The 15,426-nt window shown below is 66.3% G+C and carries 15 protein-coding genes; 8 read left to right on the forward strand and 7 right to left on the reverse strand.

The features are described from left to right. Positions 1 to 128: 128 nt before the first annotated feature. Positions 129 to 356 (forward strand): hypothetical protein, encoded by a 228-nt coding sequence (locus EC839_RS09580; protein ID WP_007161432.1) that lies wholly within the window; start codon positions 129 to 131, stop codon positions 354 to 356. 125 nt (positions 357 to 481) lie between these two features. Here EC839_RS09580 and EC839_RS09585 read toward each other — a convergent pair whose 3' ends face one another. Beyond that, positions 482 to 691: a DUF1127 domain-containing protein gene (locus EC839_RS09585; protein WP_007161433.1), complete on the reverse strand. Its 210-nt coding sequence runs from the start codon at positions 689 to 691 to the stop codon at positions 482 to 484. A 354-nt stretch (positions 692 to 1,045) separates the two neighbouring features. Further along, complete coding sequence (gene gabP / locus EC839_RS09590; RefSeq protein WP_007161434.1) at positions 1,046 to 2,434, reverse strand: GABA permease; 1,389 nt, start codon at positions 2,432 to 2,434, stop codon at positions 1,046 to 1,048. A gap of 568 nt (positions 2,435 to 3,002) precedes the next feature. Between gabP and EC839_RS09595 the strand changes: the two genes are divergently transcribed. From EC839_RS09595 to EC839_RS09610, 4 genes are read left to right on the forward strand one after another with little or no spacing between them, the layout of a single operon-like run. Then, the gene (locus tag EC839_RS09595) at positions 3,003 to 3,734 is read left to right on the forward strand and encodes a gluconate 2-dehydrogenase subunit 3 family protein (RefSeq protein ID WP_132832521.1); all 732 of its coding nucleotides are present in this window, start codon (positions 3,003 to 3,005) and stop codon (positions 3,732 to 3,734) included. Continuing rightward, complete coding sequence (locus EC839_RS09600; RefSeq protein ID WP_007161436.1) at positions 3,734 to 5,521, forward strand: GMC family oxidoreductase; 1,788 nt, start codon at positions 3,734 to 3,736, stop codon at positions 5,519 to 5,521. Before EC839_RS09595 ends, EC839_RS09600 begins: the two co-directional genes overlap by 1 nt. An 11-nt stretch (positions 5,522 to 5,532) precedes the next feature. Further along, positions 5,533 to 6,876 (forward strand): cytochrome c, encoded by a 1,344-nt coding sequence (locus EC839_RS09605; protein WP_007161437.1) that lies wholly within the window; start codon positions 5,533 to 5,535, stop codon positions 6,874 to 6,876. Positions 6,877 to 6,933: 57 nt separating this feature from the next. Next, complete coding sequence (locus EC839_RS09610; RefSeq protein ID WP_007161438.1) at positions 6,934 to 7,554, forward strand: DUF2268 domain-containing putative Zn-dependent protease; 621 nt, start codon at positions 6,934 to 6,936, stop codon at positions 7,552 to 7,554. 2 nt (positions 7,555 to 7,556) lie between these two features. Here the strand turns inward: EC839_RS09610 and EC839_RS09615 are convergent, their stop codons facing one another. After that, complete coding sequence (locus EC839_RS09615) at positions 7,557 to 8,477, reverse strand: LysR family transcriptional regulator (protein WP_007161439.1); 921 nt, start codon at positions 8,475 to 8,477, stop codon at positions 7,557 to 7,559. A gap of 96 nt (positions 8,478 to 8,573) precedes the next feature. On the opposite strand from EC839_RS09615, the gene EC839_RS09620 reads away from it, so the two are divergent. From EC839_RS09620 to gpmA, 3 genes are all read left to right on the forward strand, one after another. Then, on the forward strand, positions 8,574 to 9,563 hold the full coding sequence (locus tag EC839_RS09620; protein ID WP_007161440.1) for an aldo/keto reductase: 990 nt from the start codon (positions 8,574 to 8,576) through the stop codon (positions 9,561 to 9,563). Positions 9,564 to 9,923: 360 nt separating this feature from the next. Continuing rightward, positions 9,924 to 10,151 carry a hypothetical protein gene (locus EC839_RS09625; RefSeq protein WP_007161441.1) on the forward strand — a complete coding sequence of 76 codons (228 nt, stop codon included), beginning with the start codon at positions 9,924 to 9,926 and terminating at the stop codon, positions 10,149 to 10,151. Positions 10,152 to 10,279: 128 nt separating this feature from the next. Beyond that, on the forward strand, positions 10,280 to 11,026 hold the full coding sequence (gene gpmA, locus EC839_RS09630) for a 2,3-diphosphoglycerate-dependent phosphoglycerate mutase (RefSeq protein ID WP_007161442.1): 747 nt from the start codon (positions 10,280 to 10,282) through the stop codon (positions 11,024 to 11,026). Positions 11,027 to 11,227: 201 nt separating this feature from the next. On the opposite strand, the gene EC839_RS09635 is transcribed toward gpmA, so the two are convergent. The 4 genes from EC839_RS09635 to EC839_RS09650 all read right to left on the reverse strand — a co-directional run bounded on the left by EC839_RS09635 (position 11,228) and on the right by EC839_RS09650 (position 15,295). Further along, the gene (locus tag EC839_RS09635; RefSeq protein ID WP_007161443.1) at positions 11,228 to 12,208 is read right to left on the reverse strand and encodes a YihY/virulence factor BrkB family protein; all 981 of its coding nucleotides are present in this window, start codon (positions 12,206 to 12,208) and stop codon (positions 11,228 to 11,230) included. A gap of 126 nt (positions 12,209 to 12,334) precedes the next feature. Further along, positions 12,335 to 13,177 carry a galactosyltransferase-related protein gene (locus EC839_RS09640; protein ID WP_007161444.1) on the reverse strand — a complete coding sequence of 281 codons (843 nt, stop codon included), beginning with the start codon at positions 13,175 to 13,177 and terminating at the stop codon, positions 12,335 to 12,337. After that, the gene (locus EC839_RS09645; RefSeq protein WP_237709564.1) at positions 13,174 to 14,226 is read right to left on the reverse strand and encodes a hypothetical protein; all 1,053 of its coding nucleotides are present in this window, start codon (positions 14,224 to 14,226) and stop codon (positions 13,174 to 13,176) included. The genes EC839_RS09640 and EC839_RS09645 overlap by 4 nt, the downstream gene beginning before the upstream one ends. Continuing rightward, a complete protein-coding gene (locus tag EC839_RS09650; RefSeq protein WP_132832522.1) occupies positions 14,219 to 15,295 on the reverse strand; it encodes a glycosyltransferase in 1,077 nt (358 codons plus the stop codon). Before EC839_RS09650 ends, EC839_RS09645 begins: the two co-directional genes overlap by 8 nt. Positions 15,296 to 15,426: the final 131 nt, after the last annotated feature.

A 15,426-nucleotide genomic window follows, 5' to 3' on the forward strand; every position in this document is an offset into this window, starting at 1 on the left:
AACCCGGCATTCCGGGCCGCAGTCAACTGAGACGTGCGCTGTGGACCTGCCCGTCTGCAGCTGATGCCCGCGACCCTGATGGCGCGGGCCCCATCAGATTCACAGGTTCATTTGACGAGGCCGAACTCATGAAAAAGCTGCTGATCACCTCTACTGCTGCTGTGATGCTGTCGATGGCCACGGGTGTCTTCGCGGCCGAAACCTCCAAGAGCGCCACGGCCGTCAACGGCTCGGCTACCGAAGCCGTACCCGGCAAGACCACCGTCAAGGGCGGCGCGGACGGTGGCACCGATGTGCCCTTCAAGACCGAGAAGCCCAACAAGGTCGACGCCCGTAATCAGAACAACATGCAGTAACCGCCCTTTCCCAGCGGTAATAGAAAGCCCCGGCATGCCGGGGCTTTTTGCTGTCTGCCGTTCAGCCTGCAGACAAGACAAACCCCGCCGAAGCGGGGTCTGTGGAAAGGATGCAGCAGCCGGGCTTAGCGCCAGAAGGGCTTGTGCATTTCCTGGTAGCGCTGGGCCTCGGTGATACCGGCGTCGGCCAGCATACGGGCGTCCAGGCGGGCCAGTTCGTTACGGCTGGCGATGCGACGCTGCCAGGTGGACAGGGTGGAGATAACGCGCAGGGCAGCGGGCACACGGTTGCTGGGCTTGGCGTTGTACAGCGAGGAACTGAAGGTGCGTTCCATGGTGGCTTTCCTTCCCGCTTGTGACGGGTACTGGTCATCGAATGGCGCCATTGTCTCGCCAGGCGAGTGCTACCACCAGTAACAGTCCAGGGAAAGGTTCGCGGATCACTCAGCACACAACTGCAACTGTACTGCTGCAATTTGGGTCATTCTGTAACGTATTGCACCATTGCAGTGCAAAATTTGGTTACCAGAGGGAACACCGCGGGAATTTGAGCTGTACAGTTGGCCAGAAGGCCAGCAAACAGGAGTGCTGTTCTACCTGTTACCGCAGCCGCTGTCCAGCCTGGAAGGAACTCTGTGCTCCAGAAAGGAGCGCTTCCGACGCCCGGTGGTGCCGGAAGCCTCTGGTCATCAGCGCGCGGCAGCGGCCAGGCTCGGGGTGGCGGGCTGACGCCGGCCTACCCAGGTGCCGATGGCCACGACCAGCAGCGCCAGCAGACCAGTCGCCAGGATCTCGAAGCGATGGGCTTCGCTGAACAGCATCACGGTCAGGGCGCCGACAATGAAGACGATCACCGCCCAGGTCAGCCAGGGGAACAGCCACATACGGAACTCCAGGGTTTCGCCACGGGCGATCAGCTTGCGTCTCAGGCGCAGCTGGGTCACGGCGATCACCAGATAGACCAGCAGGGCCACGGCGCCGGAGGTGGACAGCAGGAAGCTGAATACCGCCTCGGGCATGGTGTAGTTGGCGATGGTGGTCAGGAAGCCCACGGCGGTACTGGCCAGCACGGCAGCGCGCGGCACGCCGCTGCTGGAGGCACGACCCATCTTGGCCGGGGCGTCGCCACGGCGGGCCAGGGAATAAAGCATGCGCGAAGCGGTATAGAGCGCCGAGTTCAGGCAGCTCGCCACGGCGACCAGCACCACGCAGTCGACGATCAGCTTGGCATTGGGAATCGACAGCACCTCGAGGGCGCGCTGGTAGGAACCCACGATCGGCAGCTGGGCATCGTTCCAAGGCACCATGGACACCACCAGAAAGATGGAGACCAAGTAGAACAGCGCGATCCGCCAGATCACCGAGTTGGTGGCCTTGCTGATCTGCCGCGACGGGTCCTTGGACTCGGCAGCGGCGATGGTGACGATCTCGGTCCCCATGAAGCTGAACATGGTGGTCAGCAGGGCACCCAGCACCGCGCCGAAGCCATTGGGCATGAAGCCGCCGGTATGGGCCATCAGATTGCTCAGGCCGCTGACCTCGCGACCCGGCAGGGCGCCGACCAGGGCGGCCGCGCCAAGGGCGATGAAGGCGACGATGGCGATGACCTTGAGCAGGGCGAACCAGAATTCGAACTCGCCGTACTTGGCGACGCTGAACAGGTTGGTCACGGTCAGGATGCCGGTGATGATCAGGGCGAACTGCCAGGTGGCGATCGCCGGGAACCAGGCATTGAGGATGGCGGCGGCTGCCACGGCCTCCAGCGGGATCACCAGCACCCAGAACCACCAGTACAGCCAGCCGATGGTGAAGCCGGCCCAGCGGCCGATGCCCTGCTGCGCATAGGAAGAGAAGGAACCGGTATCGGGCGAGGCGACGGCCATTTCACCCAGCATACGCATGACCAGCACCACCAGGGTACCGGCCAGGGCATAGGCCAGCAGTACGGCAGGACCGGCCGCGGCGATGGCATGACCGGAGCCGACAAACAGACCGGCACCGATTACCCCGGCGATGGACAACATGGTCACGTGGCGCGGTTTGAGCGCCGGAGAGAGGTTGCATTCTACGTTGGACATAAGGTGTTACCTGACAACGGAAAGCCTCCCAAGTGCAACTTGCGCGCCAGCCGGGCTGAAATCGGCACAAAATGAACGCAAAGGGTGCAATGCCTCGCGGAAAGCGGTGAAAAAGCGGCGTTCCACCGCGCTATCGCGCTAACCATCTGATGTGCAAAGCGATTTCTTTCAGGTATGAGTGCCCGTTCGGCTTGCTTCGTTAGGTATCACCTTGTGCAACTTGCACTCTTATGGTGCTTACGCAGGTGGAACCTTAGGTAACCCCAGGCCTGGAGCTGGGCGCCACGCCCTCCGCTACCTGACCGGAAAACCTGGACACGACGGAAAGGACCGCCTTGCCTGGCGTCCGCCGCCGGCTCGCCCGGGTAGCAGGAACCGCCCACGGCCGCGGCTTGGGCGCTTTTCCATGCCGATGCTGCAGCAGTGGGAACTTGCCGGACCGCCAGGGCTCTGCACACCTGCGACAAAATGTAACCGCGATCGGCAGATGTTGGTAATATTCCAACATATTAGCTAGCTAACCATAAGCCCTGCGGTTCCACGTCGGGCACCTGATGAGACCCTGACCATGTCCGCAGACGATTCCGTCCCGGCCCGCCGCGACTTCCTGCGCAAGTCCCTGAGCCTGATTCCCGTGGTCGCCCTGGCGGGCGGTGCCTCCTCGGGCCTGGCCCTCGCCGCGCCCTCCCCGGAGAGCAAGCCGGGCAGCAGTCCGCGCGCCGACCACTATCAACCGGTGTTCTTTACCGCCGAGGAATGGGCCTTCGTGCAGGCCGCGGTGGCCCGGCTGATTCCGGCGGACGACCTCGGCCCGGGCGCGCTGGAAGCCGGCGCATCGGAATTCATCGACCGGCAGATGCAGACCCCCTATGCCTGTGGCGGCCTCTGGTACATGCAGGGCCCCTTCGCCACCGATGCCGCACCCGAGATGGGTTACCAGAGTCGCCTGGTACCCCAGGACCTCTATCGCCTGGGCATCGCCGCGGTGGATCGCTGGATCCGCCAGCAGCACGGTAAGGTCTTCGCCGAGCTGGCACCCGCTGAGCAGGACGCGGCCCTCAAGGCCCTGGAAAGCGGTGACGCCAGCCTGGACGGCGTACCGGCCAAGCTGTTCTTCGCCCAGCTGCTGCAGAACACCCGGGAAGGCTTCTATTGCGACCCGCTGCATGGCGGCAACAAGGAACTGGTCGGCTGGAAACTGGTGAATTTCCCCGGGGCCCGCGCCGACTTCATGGACTGGGTGGAGCGCGACGAGCGCTATCCGCTGCCCCCGGTCTCCATTCGCGGGGAGCGCGGTTGATGGCCAAGGTATTGCCCAGCAAGCAGGTAGTGATCGTCGGCTTCGGCTGGACGGGGGCCATCATGGCCAAGGAACTGACCGAGGCCGGCCTGGACGTGGTGGCCCTGGAACGTGGCAGCTACCGCGACACCTATCCCGACGGCTCCTATCCCCAGGTGATCGACGAACTCACCTACAGCATCCGCAAGAAGCTGTTCGTCGATGTCTCCAAGGAAACCGTCACCATCCGCCACAGCGTCAACGACGTCGCCCTGCCCAATCGCCAGCTCGGCGTCTTCCTGCCCGGCGATGGCGTGGGCGGCGCCGGTCTGCACTGGTCGGGGGTGCATTTCCGCGTCGACCCGGCGGAGTTGCGCCTGCGCAGTCATTATGAAGAGCGCTACGGCAAGAAATTCATCCCCGACGGCATGACCATCCAGGATTTCGGCGTCAGCTACGCCGAGCTGGAGCCCTACTTCGATTTCGCGGAAAAGGTCTTTGGTACCTCGGGCACCGCCTGGAGCATCAAGGGCCAGGTGGTGGGCGACGGCAAGGGTGGCAATCCCTATGCGCCGGATCGCTCCAGCGACTTCCCGCTGCCGGCGCAAAAGAACACCGTCTCGGCGCAGCTGTTCGAGAAGGCCGCGCGGGAGGTGGGCTATCACCCCTACAACCTGCCCTCGGCCAACACCTCGGGTCCCTACACCAACCCCTACGGTTGCCAGATGGGGCCCTGCAACTTCTGCGGCTACTGCAGCGGCTACGTCTGCTACATGTATTCCAAGGCCTCGCCGAACCTGAACATCCTGCCGGCGCTCAAGCAGGAACCGCGCTTCGAGTTGCGCAGCCAGGCCCATGTGCTCAAGGTGAACCTGGACAGCACTGGCAAGAAGGCCACCGGAGTGACCTACCTGGACGCCCAGGGCCAGGAGCTGGAGCAGCCGGCCGACATCGTCATCCTCGCCGCCTTCCAGTTCAACAACGTGCGCCTCATGCTGTTGTCGGGCATCGGCCAGCCCTATGATCCAAGGACCGGCGAAGGCGTGGTCGGACGCAACTTCGCCTACCAGAACATGGCCACCATCAAGGCCTTCTTCCGCCAGGATCAGCACCACACCAACCCCTTCATCGGCGCCGGTGGCAATGGCGTGGCGGTGGACGACTTCAACGCCGACAACTTCGACCACGGCCCCCACGGCTTCGTTGGTGGCTCGCCCATGTGGGTCAACCAGGCCGGCACCCGGCCCATTGCCGGCGCGGCCAATCCGCCCGGCACGCCGCAATGGGGCAGCGCCTGGAAAAAGGCCCAGGCCGGCTACTACAACCACCAGCTGTCGATGGACGCCCACGGCGCGCACCAGTCCTATCGCGACAACTACCTGGATCTGGATCCCACCTACCGCGACGCCTATGGGCAGCCGCTGCTGCGCATGACCTTCGACTGGAAGGACAACGACATCCGCATGACCCGCTTCATGGCGGCCAAGATGAAGAAGATCGCCGAGGCCATGAATCCCGAGCACATCAGCGTGTCGGTCAAGGATTTCGGCGGTCACTTCAACACCGCCAGCTACCAGACCACCCACTTGAACGGTGGCGCCATCATGGGCACCGACCCCAAGACCAGCGCAGTCAATCGCTACCTGCAGAGCTGGGACGTGCACAACGTCTTCGTGCCGGGCGCCTCGGCCTTTCCCCAGGGCCTGGGCTACAACCCCACCGGCCTGGTGGCGGCCCTGACCTACTGGTCGGCGCGGGCCATCCGCGAGCAGTACCTGAAAAATCCCGGCCCGCTGGTGCAGGCATGAGAGGCGCGCCCATGATCCTTCGTACCCTCGCGACCCTGCTCCTGGGCAGCGGCCTGGCGCTGGCGGCCCAGGCCGCCGAAGACACCAACCCGGCGCTGGTCAAGAAGGGCGAATACCTGGCCCGCGCCGGCGATTGCGTGGCCTGCCACACGGCGCCGGGCGGCCAGCCCTTCGCCGGCGGCCTGCCCATGCAGACGCCCATCGGCACCCTCTATTCCACCAACATCACCCCGGATCGGCAGACCGGCATCGGCGACTACAGCTATGTCGACTTCGACGCCGCCATCCGCCAGGGCATCGCCAAGGAGGGCCATACCCTCTATCCGGCCATGCCCTACCCCTCCTATGCCCGGGTCAGCGAGGGCGACATGCGCGCCCTCTATGCCTACTTCATGCACGGCGTAACGCCGGTCGAGCAGGCCAATCGCGACAGCGACATCCCCTGGCCGCTGTCCATGCGCTGGCCGCTGGCGATCTGGCGCCAGCTGTTCGCCCCCGAGGTGGTGCAATTCCAGCCCGCGCCCGATCAGGATCCGGTGGTGGCCCGCGGCGCCTACCTGGTCGAAGGCCTCGGCCACTGTGGCGCCTGCCACACCCCGCGCGCCTTCACCATGCAGGAGAAGGCGCTCTCCCCCGCCGACGGCAAGGACTTCCTGGCCGGCAGCGCGCCCCTGGAAGGCTGGATCGCCAAGAACCTGCGCGGTGATCACCGCGACGGCCTGGGCAGCTGGAGCGAAGCGCAGCTGGTGCAATTCCTCAAGACCGGGCGCTCCGCCGACAGCGCGGTGTTCGGCGGCATGACCGAGGTGGTGCAGCACAGCCTGCAGTACCTGAGCGACGCCGACCTGCAGGCCATCGCCCGCTACCTCAAGACCCTGCCGGCCAAGGATCCGCAGGACGCGCCCTTCCAGACCGACGGGCGCGCCGCCGCGGCGCTCTGGCGCGGTGACGACAGCGCCCGTGGCGCCCAGGTCTATGTGGACAACTGCGCCGCCTGTCACCGCACCGATGGCCAGGGCTACGACCGGGTGTTCCCGGCACTGGCCGGCAATCCGGTGCTGCGCACGGCCGACGCCAGTTCGCTGATCAACATCGTGCTCAAGGGCGGCACCCTGCCCGGCCTGCACACCGCGCCGTCGACCATCGTCATGCCGCCCTTCGGCTGGCGGCTGAACGATGCCCAGGTGGCCGACGTGGTCAGCTTCATCCGCGCCAGCTGGGGCAACGCCACCGCCCCGGTCAGCGCCGCCGACGTCGCCAAATGGCGCACCGATGACAACCGCACCACCTCCGGCGATGACCTGGGCCAGGCCTTTGGCCACAGCCAGCCGGAGCCGCGCGAGGCGGGCAAGTAGCGGACAAAGGGGCGCGACCTCGTCTATAAGGACGGGCCGTGCCCCGGAGACGCCAGGATGCCTTGCGTACTACACCTGCTCAACGCCAGCGGGCGCCTGGATCCCTGGTGCTCGGTCCTGGAAGAGACATTTGCCCACGCCTTGACGCGGATTGCCGCGTACCTGCCGGAACAGCGGGTCGACGTGGTGGTACAGGCAGGCGCCTGGGTGATCCCGGAGCTCGGCCTGAATGGCTACAGTCCGGACGCCGAGCGGGTGTTTCTGACCCTGGATCCCGACAGTCCCCACCTGCAGCGCGCCTTGCCCGACACCTTCACCGCGTTGCTCGGCCATGAACTGCACCATTGCCTACGGCATGCCGGCCCCGGTTACGGCACCACGCTGGGGGAAGTCCTGGTCAGTGAAGGCCTGGCCTGCCAATTCGAACACGAACTGACAGGCCAGCTGCCCTTCTACGCCCAGGCCGCGCACCAAGAAATGGCTGGATACTGGGACACCCTGAACGCTGCTTTGCAGCAACCGTACGACCACGCCCGCTGGTTCTTCGGCAGTGGCGATCTGCCTCGCCATCTTGGCTATGCCCTGGGCCGCTGGCGAGTCGAGCGCTACCTGCAGCGGCACGGCCTGACGGCTGCCGCCTGCGGACAGCTCTCGGCGGCCATCTTCCTCGTGGAGTGATCTCACTGCCTTAGCCAGGCCGGATCCACGGCGGCGAACACCTCCTGCAGCCACTCGACCCAGGCGCGTACCCGCGGTGAGGTCTGGCTGGCCAGGGGGTAGACCGCCGCCAGCGGTAAGCCCGGCGGTGGCAGGCCGGGCAGGACTTCGCACAGCCGGCCGGCGGCCAGATCCGCGGCCACGTGATAGCGCGGCGCCTGGATCAGGCCCAGCCCGGCCAGGGCGGCACCGACATAGACGTCGGCGCCGCTGAGGGTCAGGCGTCCGGGTTGATCCAGACCGTGCAGCTCACCCTCGCAGAGGAATTCGAAGGGCAGCCGGCGGCCGCTGCGCTGGGAGCGGTAGTGCACCAGCTGGTGCTGGGCGAGGTCCGCGAGGTCGTCCGGCTGGCCCTGACGGGCTAGATAGCTCGGACTGGCACAGGTCACCTGTACCAGCTCGCCCAGGGGCTGGGCGGCCAGGCCTTCGTCGAGCAACGGCCCGCTGCGCAGGACACAATCGATGCCCTCGCCGATGACGTCCACCGACCGGTCATCGGCGCTGATCACCAGCTCCAGATCAGGATAGCGCTGGTAGAAGTCCGGCAGCGCCGGAATCAGCAGGGCGCGCCCGAGGGACCCCGGCAGATCCACCCGCAATCGACCGCGTGGCTGGCGCCGCCGCTGGCTGAAGACCCCTTCGATATCGTCCAGCTCGGCCAGCCAGCTGACGCAGCGCTCGTAGTAGGCGGCGCCGTCCAGGGTCGGGCTGACGCGGCGGGTGGTCCGGTGCAGCAACGTCACCCCCAGGTGGGCTTCCAGCTGCTGCACCAGCAGCGTCGCCATCGCTGGCGACAGGCCGAGATCGGCGGCCGCCCGGCTGAAGGAGCGACGCTCGACGATGCGCACGAAACCGCGCATGGCTGCCAATCGATCCAAGATCATTCATTCCTGTCGAATACTGTCTGTCGTGATAGCAGCTTTGTTCAGCCTGGCTCAATAGCGAGACTGATCCCGTCTTTCACGAGAGGAGCGAATGTCATGCTGCAACGACGACTGGGCCGCGCTGGCCCGCTGGTATCCGCCCTGGGGCTGGGCTGCATGGGCATGAGTGAATTCTATGGCACCACCGACGAGACCGAGGCCCTGGCCACCCTGGACCTGGCCCTGGAACGCGGCGTGACCCTGCTGGATACCGCCGATGCCTATGGACCGCACCATAACGAAGAGCTGCTCGGCCGCGCCCTGCGTGGCCGCCGCGAGCGGGTATTCCTCGCCACCAAGTTCGGCCTGGTGCGTAGTGCCGATCCCACCGCCCGCGGCGTGAATGGCCGGCCCGAGTACGTGCGCCAGGCGGTGGACGGCAGCCTGCGCCGGCTGGGCGTCGAGCAGCTTGATCTCTACTACCAGCACCGGGTCGATCCCGAGGTGGCAATCGAGGAGACGGTGGGCGCCATGGCCGAGCTGGTGCAGGCCGGCAAGGTCCGTTACCTGGGGCTGAGCGAGGCCTCCAGCGAGACCCTGAGACGTGCTCACCGGGTCCATCCCATCTCCGCCCTGCAGAGCGAATTCTCGCTGTGGTCGCGCGATCCGCACGAACACGGGGTCCTCGCCACCTGCCGCGAACTGGGGGTGGCGCTGGTGGCCTACAGCCCGCTCGGCCGCGGCTTTCTTACCGGCGCCCTGAACTCGCCGGAGGACTTCGCCGCGGACGACTACCGCCGCCTGAGTCCCCGCTTCCAGGGCGAGAACTTCCAGCGCAACCTGGCACTGGTGGACCGGGTACGGGCGCTGGCCGAGGCCAAGGGCGTGACCGCGGGCCAGGTGGCCCTGGCCTGGGTGCTGGCCCAGGGCGAGGACGTCATCCCCATCCCGGGCACTCGTCGGCGGCGTTATCTGCAGGAGAATCTCGCCGCGCTCGAGGTGCACTTGAGCGCAGACGAAAACGCCGAGCTGGAGCGACTTTTCACGCCGGAACAGGTGGCCGGTACGCGCTATCCCGCCGCCTGGATGCAGCTCGTCGAGCGCTAGTGACCACCGAGCCCGTCACCGACCGACGGGCTTGCGCGGCTGGCATCTATCCTGCTAGCTTGATCGGGTTAGTACCAAGCTGACCCCAATCGCTGGACGCCTTTCCGCTCGTTGTAGCAGCGCGAAATCAGCGTCATCCGGATCGACTGATCCCTCGATTGCTCAGGATCTGCCGCCGCGGCCTCTGAATCTCGTGCCCGGCCGGTTGCCTGCCTTCCCAAGTACTTACCTGCATGCCTGGGCGTTTCGCCCACACGCTGCCTTCCTCCAGCCAGAGATTCAGCCGTCGGCCGTTATGGGTACGAGGTTGCTGGAGTTATTTCACCGCGCCGACTGAGCGTGGATCCCAAGGATAGTCATATGAACATTCAAAATCAGGCCATCGCGGCCATGCAACATCTCCAGGCGGCCTTTGCGCCGTTCCACTGCATCACCACCCCGGCTTCGCGCAAGGGCGGCTTCAGCTTCACCGTGGTCGACGAGCGTGGCGTGGCCTGTCGCAGCGAGCGCCTCTACCCCGAGCAATACAACGCGGCCGACAGCCTGGAACGGGTCATCGCCCGTACCCGCCGCGCCCTGGCGGCCTAAGGCTCTTCCCGAGTGCCGGACGCATCACGGTTTCCGTGATGCCCATGCCGGTCGCCTCCATCTGCGGTATGTTTGGCACAGCTTCGCGTAGGCGTGAGCCAAACAATGAATCCCAAGATGGAGGTCGCATGTCGCAAGTCGTATTCATCCGCCATGGCCAGTCGGCGTGGAACCTGGAAAACCGCTTCAGTGGCTGGGCGGATGTGGATCTGACCGAGCAGGGGATCCGCGAGGCCCACGAGGGCGGCAAGGCACTCAAGGACGCCGGCTTCCTCTTCGACGTGGCCCATGTGTCGGTACTCAAGCGCGCCGTGCGCACCCTCTGGCACGTGCAGGAAGGCATGGACCAGATGTGGTTGCCGGTAGTGAGCGACTGGCGCCTCAACGAGCGTCACTACGGCGGCCTGACCGGCTTGAACAAGTCCGAGACCGCGGCTCAGTACGGTGAAGACCAGGTGCTGGTCTGGCGTCGCAGCTACGACGTGCCGCCGCCCGAGCAGAGTGTCGAGGAGCAGCAGGCCCTGGCCGCCGACCCGCGCTATGCCGGTCTGTCGCTGGATCAGGTGCCGCGCACCGAATGCCTCAAGGATTGCGTCGAGCGCGTCCTGTCCTACTGGAACGAAGTCCTGGCGCCGGCCATCCGCAGCGGCCAGCGCGTACTGGTGGTCGCCCATGGCAACTCCATGCGCGCCCTGATCAAGTACCTGGACAACATCTCCGACAACGACATCGTCAGCCTCAATATCCCCAACGGCGTGCCGCTGGTGTACGAGTTCGACGAAGACCTCAAGCCCACCAAGCACTACTACCTGGCCGACCCGGACGAGGTCGCCGCCAAGATGGCCGCGGTGGCCAACCAGGGCAAGGCGAAGTAAGGCGTTTCATCGCGGCCATGGGCCGCTCCTACGGTTACCTAGGAGCCTGTAGGAGCGGCCCATGGCCGCGATTTTCTTAGCGAGAAAACCGGATCGTTTTCAAGACGAGACCTGTAGCGTGGAAAACCGCTTAGCGTTTTCCACAACCAAGGTCGCCGGTGAGCGGTGGATAAGGCTGGCGCCGTTATCCACCCTACGGCCTCAGGTGCGACGCTCCGGGCGCTGCACCACCCGCGCCTCACCCAGCACGCCCTCTTCTTCCGCCTGGGCCGCCTGGATGTCCTCGTCACCTTCCACCCCGCCATCACCCGGGGTCTTCTCGCCCTTTTCCTTGCCGTCGTCGCTGTGGTGCTCGATCACCGCATTGATCTCCGCGCCGAACAGCAGGACTGCGGACGACAGATAGAAGTACAGCAACAGCACGATGATGGCGCCGATGCTGCCGTAGGTGGCGTTGTAGTTGGCGAAGTTCTGCACGTAGTAGCCGAAGCCCAGGGACGCCAGGATCCAGACCACCACCGCCAGCATTGAGCCGGGGGTGATGAAGCGGAAACTCTGCTTCACGTCCGGGGTGACGTAGTAGAGCGCCGCCACGGCAATCATCAGCAGGAACACCGCTAGCGGCCAGCGAATCAGCGCCCAGACGGTCACCATGTAGTCTTCCAGCCCCACGTAGGCGGCCAGCCAGTTCATCACCTGGGGTCCCAGCACCATGAGGGCGGCGGCGCTGAGCAGCAGCCCGGCGAGGCCGATGGTGTGCAGCACCGACAGGGGAATGCGCTTCCAGGCCGGGCGGCTTTCCACCACGTCATAGGCGCTGTTCATGGCGGTCATCAGCGAGCGGAAGCCACCGGAGGCGGACCAGAGGGCGACGATGATACTGAAGGACAGCAGTCCTCCCTTCTGCGTTTGCAACTGGTCGATGATGGGATTGACCGTATCCAGTGCCGTGACCGGCAGCAGATAGGCGGCCTGTTCGCGCAGGAAGGTAAAGAAGTCCGGCAGGTGCAGGAAGCCGATCAGGGCGATCAGGAACAGCAGGAAGGGAAACAGCGAAAACAGCATCTGGTAGGCCAGCGCTGCGGCATAGGTGGGCATGTCGTCGGCCACGAATTCCTGGACGGCACGCTTGATGAGGGTGAACGGCGAAACGCCGCGCAGGCTGAAGGCAAACAAGGACATAACGGCTCCTGACGAACGTTCCTCACGAAGGATTCCTAGGGCGGGCCTGCACGGCCTGCGCCCGGCGGCTTTGCAGGTCCGCCCTACCTTCAGAGTGGCAGGAGCCGGGTTGGTTGCGCCCTGACGTCAGAAGCCGGACCCCGAGGCATCCCGGCAGGCGGCGACCTCGGCGGCGGTAGGCGTGCGAATTTCCTCTATCCCGCGGCTTTCGTCGAATTCGATGTAGCCGGCGGCGGCGAATTCGCGCAGCCAGCCATCCATGGGCCAGAGTCCCCAGCGCGCCTGGAAGCGCCGGGCGTTCTCCAGGATGCTGGCGAAATGGTTGAGCGGTGGGTGATAGGTCGGATGGTACTGGTGGAAGGCCCGCGCCTCGGCCTGGTAGACCGGCACCCCTGCCGCGCGGGCGCGAAAGGCGAAGTCGGTGTCCTCGCCGCCATAGCCGCGATAACCCTCATCGAAGCCGCCGATGCGGCCGAAGGTGGCACGGGTGCAGGCGAAGTTGAGCGACCAGAACAGCGGATGGGGAATCGCCTCGCCAGGCGGACGATCCCGGTGCAGGGGATGGACGACGCCGCTGGCGCGCAGCTCTTCCGGCGTCCAGTCGCCTTCCGCGACGCCCGCCGGCAGGTAGTGGACGAAGCCCTGGTGCAGGGCTTCAGGGTGGGCCGCCAGCGCCTCCCGGTAGGCGTCGAGCAATTCCGGTGCGGGGATGCAGTCCACGTCGAGAAACACCAGTTCCTCGCCTGGCGCGGCGGCCACCGCGGCATTGCGCGCGGCAGCCAGGGGCAGGATGCCGTCGCCCTCGACCCCGTGCACCTGGATCGGAAAGCGCGGGCTGTGCCAGGCGCGCGGTGCCTCGTTCATCTGCACCACCACCAGGGCCGCAGGCGGGGTCAGCGCCCGCTCCAGGCCGCGGATGAGATTGGCCAGTTGCCGCTCGCGGCCATGGACCAGGGTCAGGACGATCATGCCAGCACCTCCTGGGCGACCTGTCGAATACAGGCAGCGGCGCGCCGGGCGCCCTCGCCATCGCTTACCGCCGCCCAGCGCTCGGGATCGAGTTCGCGCGCCCTGGCCAGCAGCCCCGGCCAGGCGTCGTCGCCAGGCCAGCTTTCGCAGGTGATCGCCAGGTCCTGGGCGGCCAGCAGGCGCCCGGTGGACAGTTGCTCGTCGAAGGGCCGGGCGTCCGGCAGGCAGAGGAAGCGGCAGCGCAGGTCGGCCAGTTCCGCCACCAGGCTGTCACCCGCCGAGCCGACCACCAGCTCGGCGCGGGTCAGCCAGGGTGCAGGATCGGCCACGCTGCCCAAGAAGCTCAGATTGGCCGGTGCCTCGGTGGCGTCGTCCAGCACCGGACCCAGCACCGTCCAGTGCCAGGCGGGACAGGCGCGGGCGGCCGCTACCAGGCGCGCGCGGCTGAAGGCGGTGCCGCCATGGCCGGCGATGACGGTGATCGTGCCGGGCTCGCGCCCGCGGTCGGGCCCTTGCCCGGCATAGCGCGACAGGCTGCCGGCATAGCAGGTCTTGGCCCGCCAGGCGGCCGGGGTATCAGGCTCTTCCAGGCAGTCCGGATAGGGTGCCAGCAGGCGACTGGCACTGGCGTAGGCCAGTTCGTGGGCGGCATCGAAGCGACTGCCGCGCTGGCGCAGATAGATCGTCGGCACGCCGCACAACCGGGCCAACAGCGCTACCTCCACCGAGACGTCGACCACCAGCAGGCAGGGCCAGGCGCGGCGAAACCAGTCCACCAGCAGGCCCATGCGCTCGCGCAACCCTGCCACCCCCAGCGGCGCATAGTGCAGGCAGGCGAAGGCTTCGCCTTCGACGCCCGGGGCCACGTCGGGCGGTAGCGGGCAGAGCTGCACGTTGGGCAGCGCCACCCGTTCGGGCAGTCGACTGCCGAACAGGGTCAGGGGACCGTCGAAGGCCGCGACAATGGCCAGGGCGCGGGTCACGTGACCAGCGCCATGGTGATGGGCGTAGTAGCCGACGTTCAGCTCAGTCACGGGCAGTCTAGCCACGGGCGACTCGGCCGGCAGCGACATCGGCGAGCAGACGCTCGTAGCGGTCGATCATCAACTGGTGACTCCACTGGGCCTCGGCCCGAGCCCGGCAGGCCTTGCGGGACAGCGACAGGGCTTCGCGCAGGGCCGCCGCCAGGGCCGGGACATCGCCCGGCGGGGCCAGGGCGCCGGTCTCGGCGGTAAGCAGCTCCGGCAGGGCGCCGCGGGCAAAGGCGGCGACCGGCGTGCCACAGGCCAGGGCCTCGGCGACGATCAGGCCAAAGGGTTCGTCCCAGCAGGGCGTGACCAGGCAGGCGCGGGCCTGAGCGACTTCGGCTACCAGGGCGGTACGGTCCAGGTGACCGAGGTAGACGGCGCCGTCCCCCAGGCGGGGTTCGATCTCCTGTCGGAAATAGCGCTCGTCGGTGGCCTGGCCGGCCAGGCGCAGAGCCACACCGGCCTCGCGTGCGGCATCCAGCGCCAGGTGCGGCCCCTTGTCCGGCACCAGGCGGCCGAACCAGAGGGCATGATCGCCGTTTGGCATATCGCGCGGGCGCCAGGCATCGAGGTCGATGCCATTGGGAATCACGTGACAGGCCGGCGCGAGGTGCGCCCAGTTGTCGGCATTGGCCTGGGACACCGTGCAGTAATGGCCGCCACCGCGCTTGTGCAGTTCGCCGATGGCGTTGATCAATTCGAAGAACGGCGGGGTGTGCAGCACCGTGAGCATGGGCGTGCGGATCAAGCCGGACATGGTGATCGGCACATAGTGCAGGGCGTTGTTGAAGATGACGTCGAAGCCGTAGCCATCGATGCGCTGCATGCAGTCCAGATAGCCGTGGTGCTCGTCGAGGTATTCGGAGCTGAGCACGTTGCGCTTGCGTCGGCAGCCGTCCGCGCCGTAGTTGCCGTCGTCGAGGATGGGCACCACCTCCAGCTCCGGCGCCGAGGCCGAACTGGCGAACAGCGTCACCGCATGGCCACGCTCGCGTAGCTGCAGGGTGATGTCGTAGGTGAAGGCTTCGAGACCGCCGGCGAACGGCTGGCGTACCGGGTGTTTCACGTGGGTAAGAATGCCTATGCGCATGGAACCGTCCGCCTGCTGTTGCCTGTCATCCCACCGTCCTTATCGCGAGCCGCTGGTTGATAGGAGTCTCAGCGACGGGAATTGGTTGTGCGCTTCGTCGTGAAAGCCGCACGGCGGGCAAACCTCGGAAC

It is taken from the genome of Pseudomonas sp. JUb52, assembly GCF_004341115.1.
Classification (GTDB): domain Bacteria; phylum Pseudomonadota; class Gammaproteobacteria; order Pseudomonadales; family Pseudomonadaceae; genus Chryseomonas; species Chryseomonas oryzihabitans.

Bases quoted from the DNA above. Each gene is read 5' to 3' on its own strand.
- EC839_RS09580 (WP_007161432.1), top strand. From the start codon at position 129: ATGAAAAAGCTGCTGATCACCTCTACTGCTGCTGTGATGCTGTCGATG.
- EC839_RS09585 (WP_007161433.1), bottom strand. From the start codon at position 691: ATGGAACGCACCTTCAGTTCCTCGCTGTACAACGCCAAGCCCAGCAAC.
- gabP (WP_007161434.1), bottom strand. From the start codon at position 2,434: ATGTCCAACGTAGAATGCAACCTCTCTCCGGCGCTCAAACCGCGCCAC.
- EC839_RS09595 (WP_132832521.1), top strand. From the start codon at position 3,003: ATGTCCGCAGACGATTCCGTCCCGGCCCGCCGCGACTTCCTGCGCAAG.
- EC839_RS09600 (WP_007161436.1), top strand. From the start codon at position 3,734: ATGGCCAAGGTATTGCCCAGCAAGCAGGTAGTGATCGTCGGCTTCGGC.
- EC839_RS09605 (WP_007161437.1), top strand. From the start codon at position 5,533: ATGATCCTTCGTACCCTCGCGACCCTGCTCCTGGGCAGCGGCCTGGCG.
- EC839_RS09610 (WP_007161438.1), top strand. From the start codon at position 6,934: ATGCCTTGCGTACTACACCTGCTCAACGCCAGCGGGCGCCTGGATCCC.
- EC839_RS09615 (WP_007161439.1), bottom strand. From the start codon at position 8,477: ATGATCTTGGATCGATTGGCAGCCATGCGCGGTTTCGTGCGCATCGTC.
- EC839_RS09620 (WP_007161440.1), top strand. From the start codon at position 8,574: ATGCTGCAACGACGACTGGGCCGCGCTGGCCCGCTGGTATCCGCCCTG.
- EC839_RS09625 (WP_007161441.1), top strand. From the start codon at position 9,924: ATGAACATTCAAAATCAGGCCATCGCGGCCATGCAACATCTCCAGGCG.
- gpmA (WP_007161442.1), top strand. From the start codon at position 10,280: ATGTCGCAAGTCGTATTCATCCGCCATGGCCAGTCGGCGTGGAACCTG.
- EC839_RS09635 (WP_007161443.1), bottom strand. From the start codon at position 12,208: ATGTCCTTGTTTGCCTTCAGCCTGCGCGGCGTTTCGCCGTTCACCCTC.
- EC839_RS09640 (WP_007161444.1), bottom strand. From the start codon at position 13,177: ATGATCGTCCTGACCCTGGTCCATGGCCGCGAGCGGCAACTGGCCAAT.
- EC839_RS09650 (WP_132832522.1), bottom strand. From the start codon at position 15,295: ATGCGCATAGGCATTCTTACCCACGTGAAACACCCGGTACGCCAGCCG.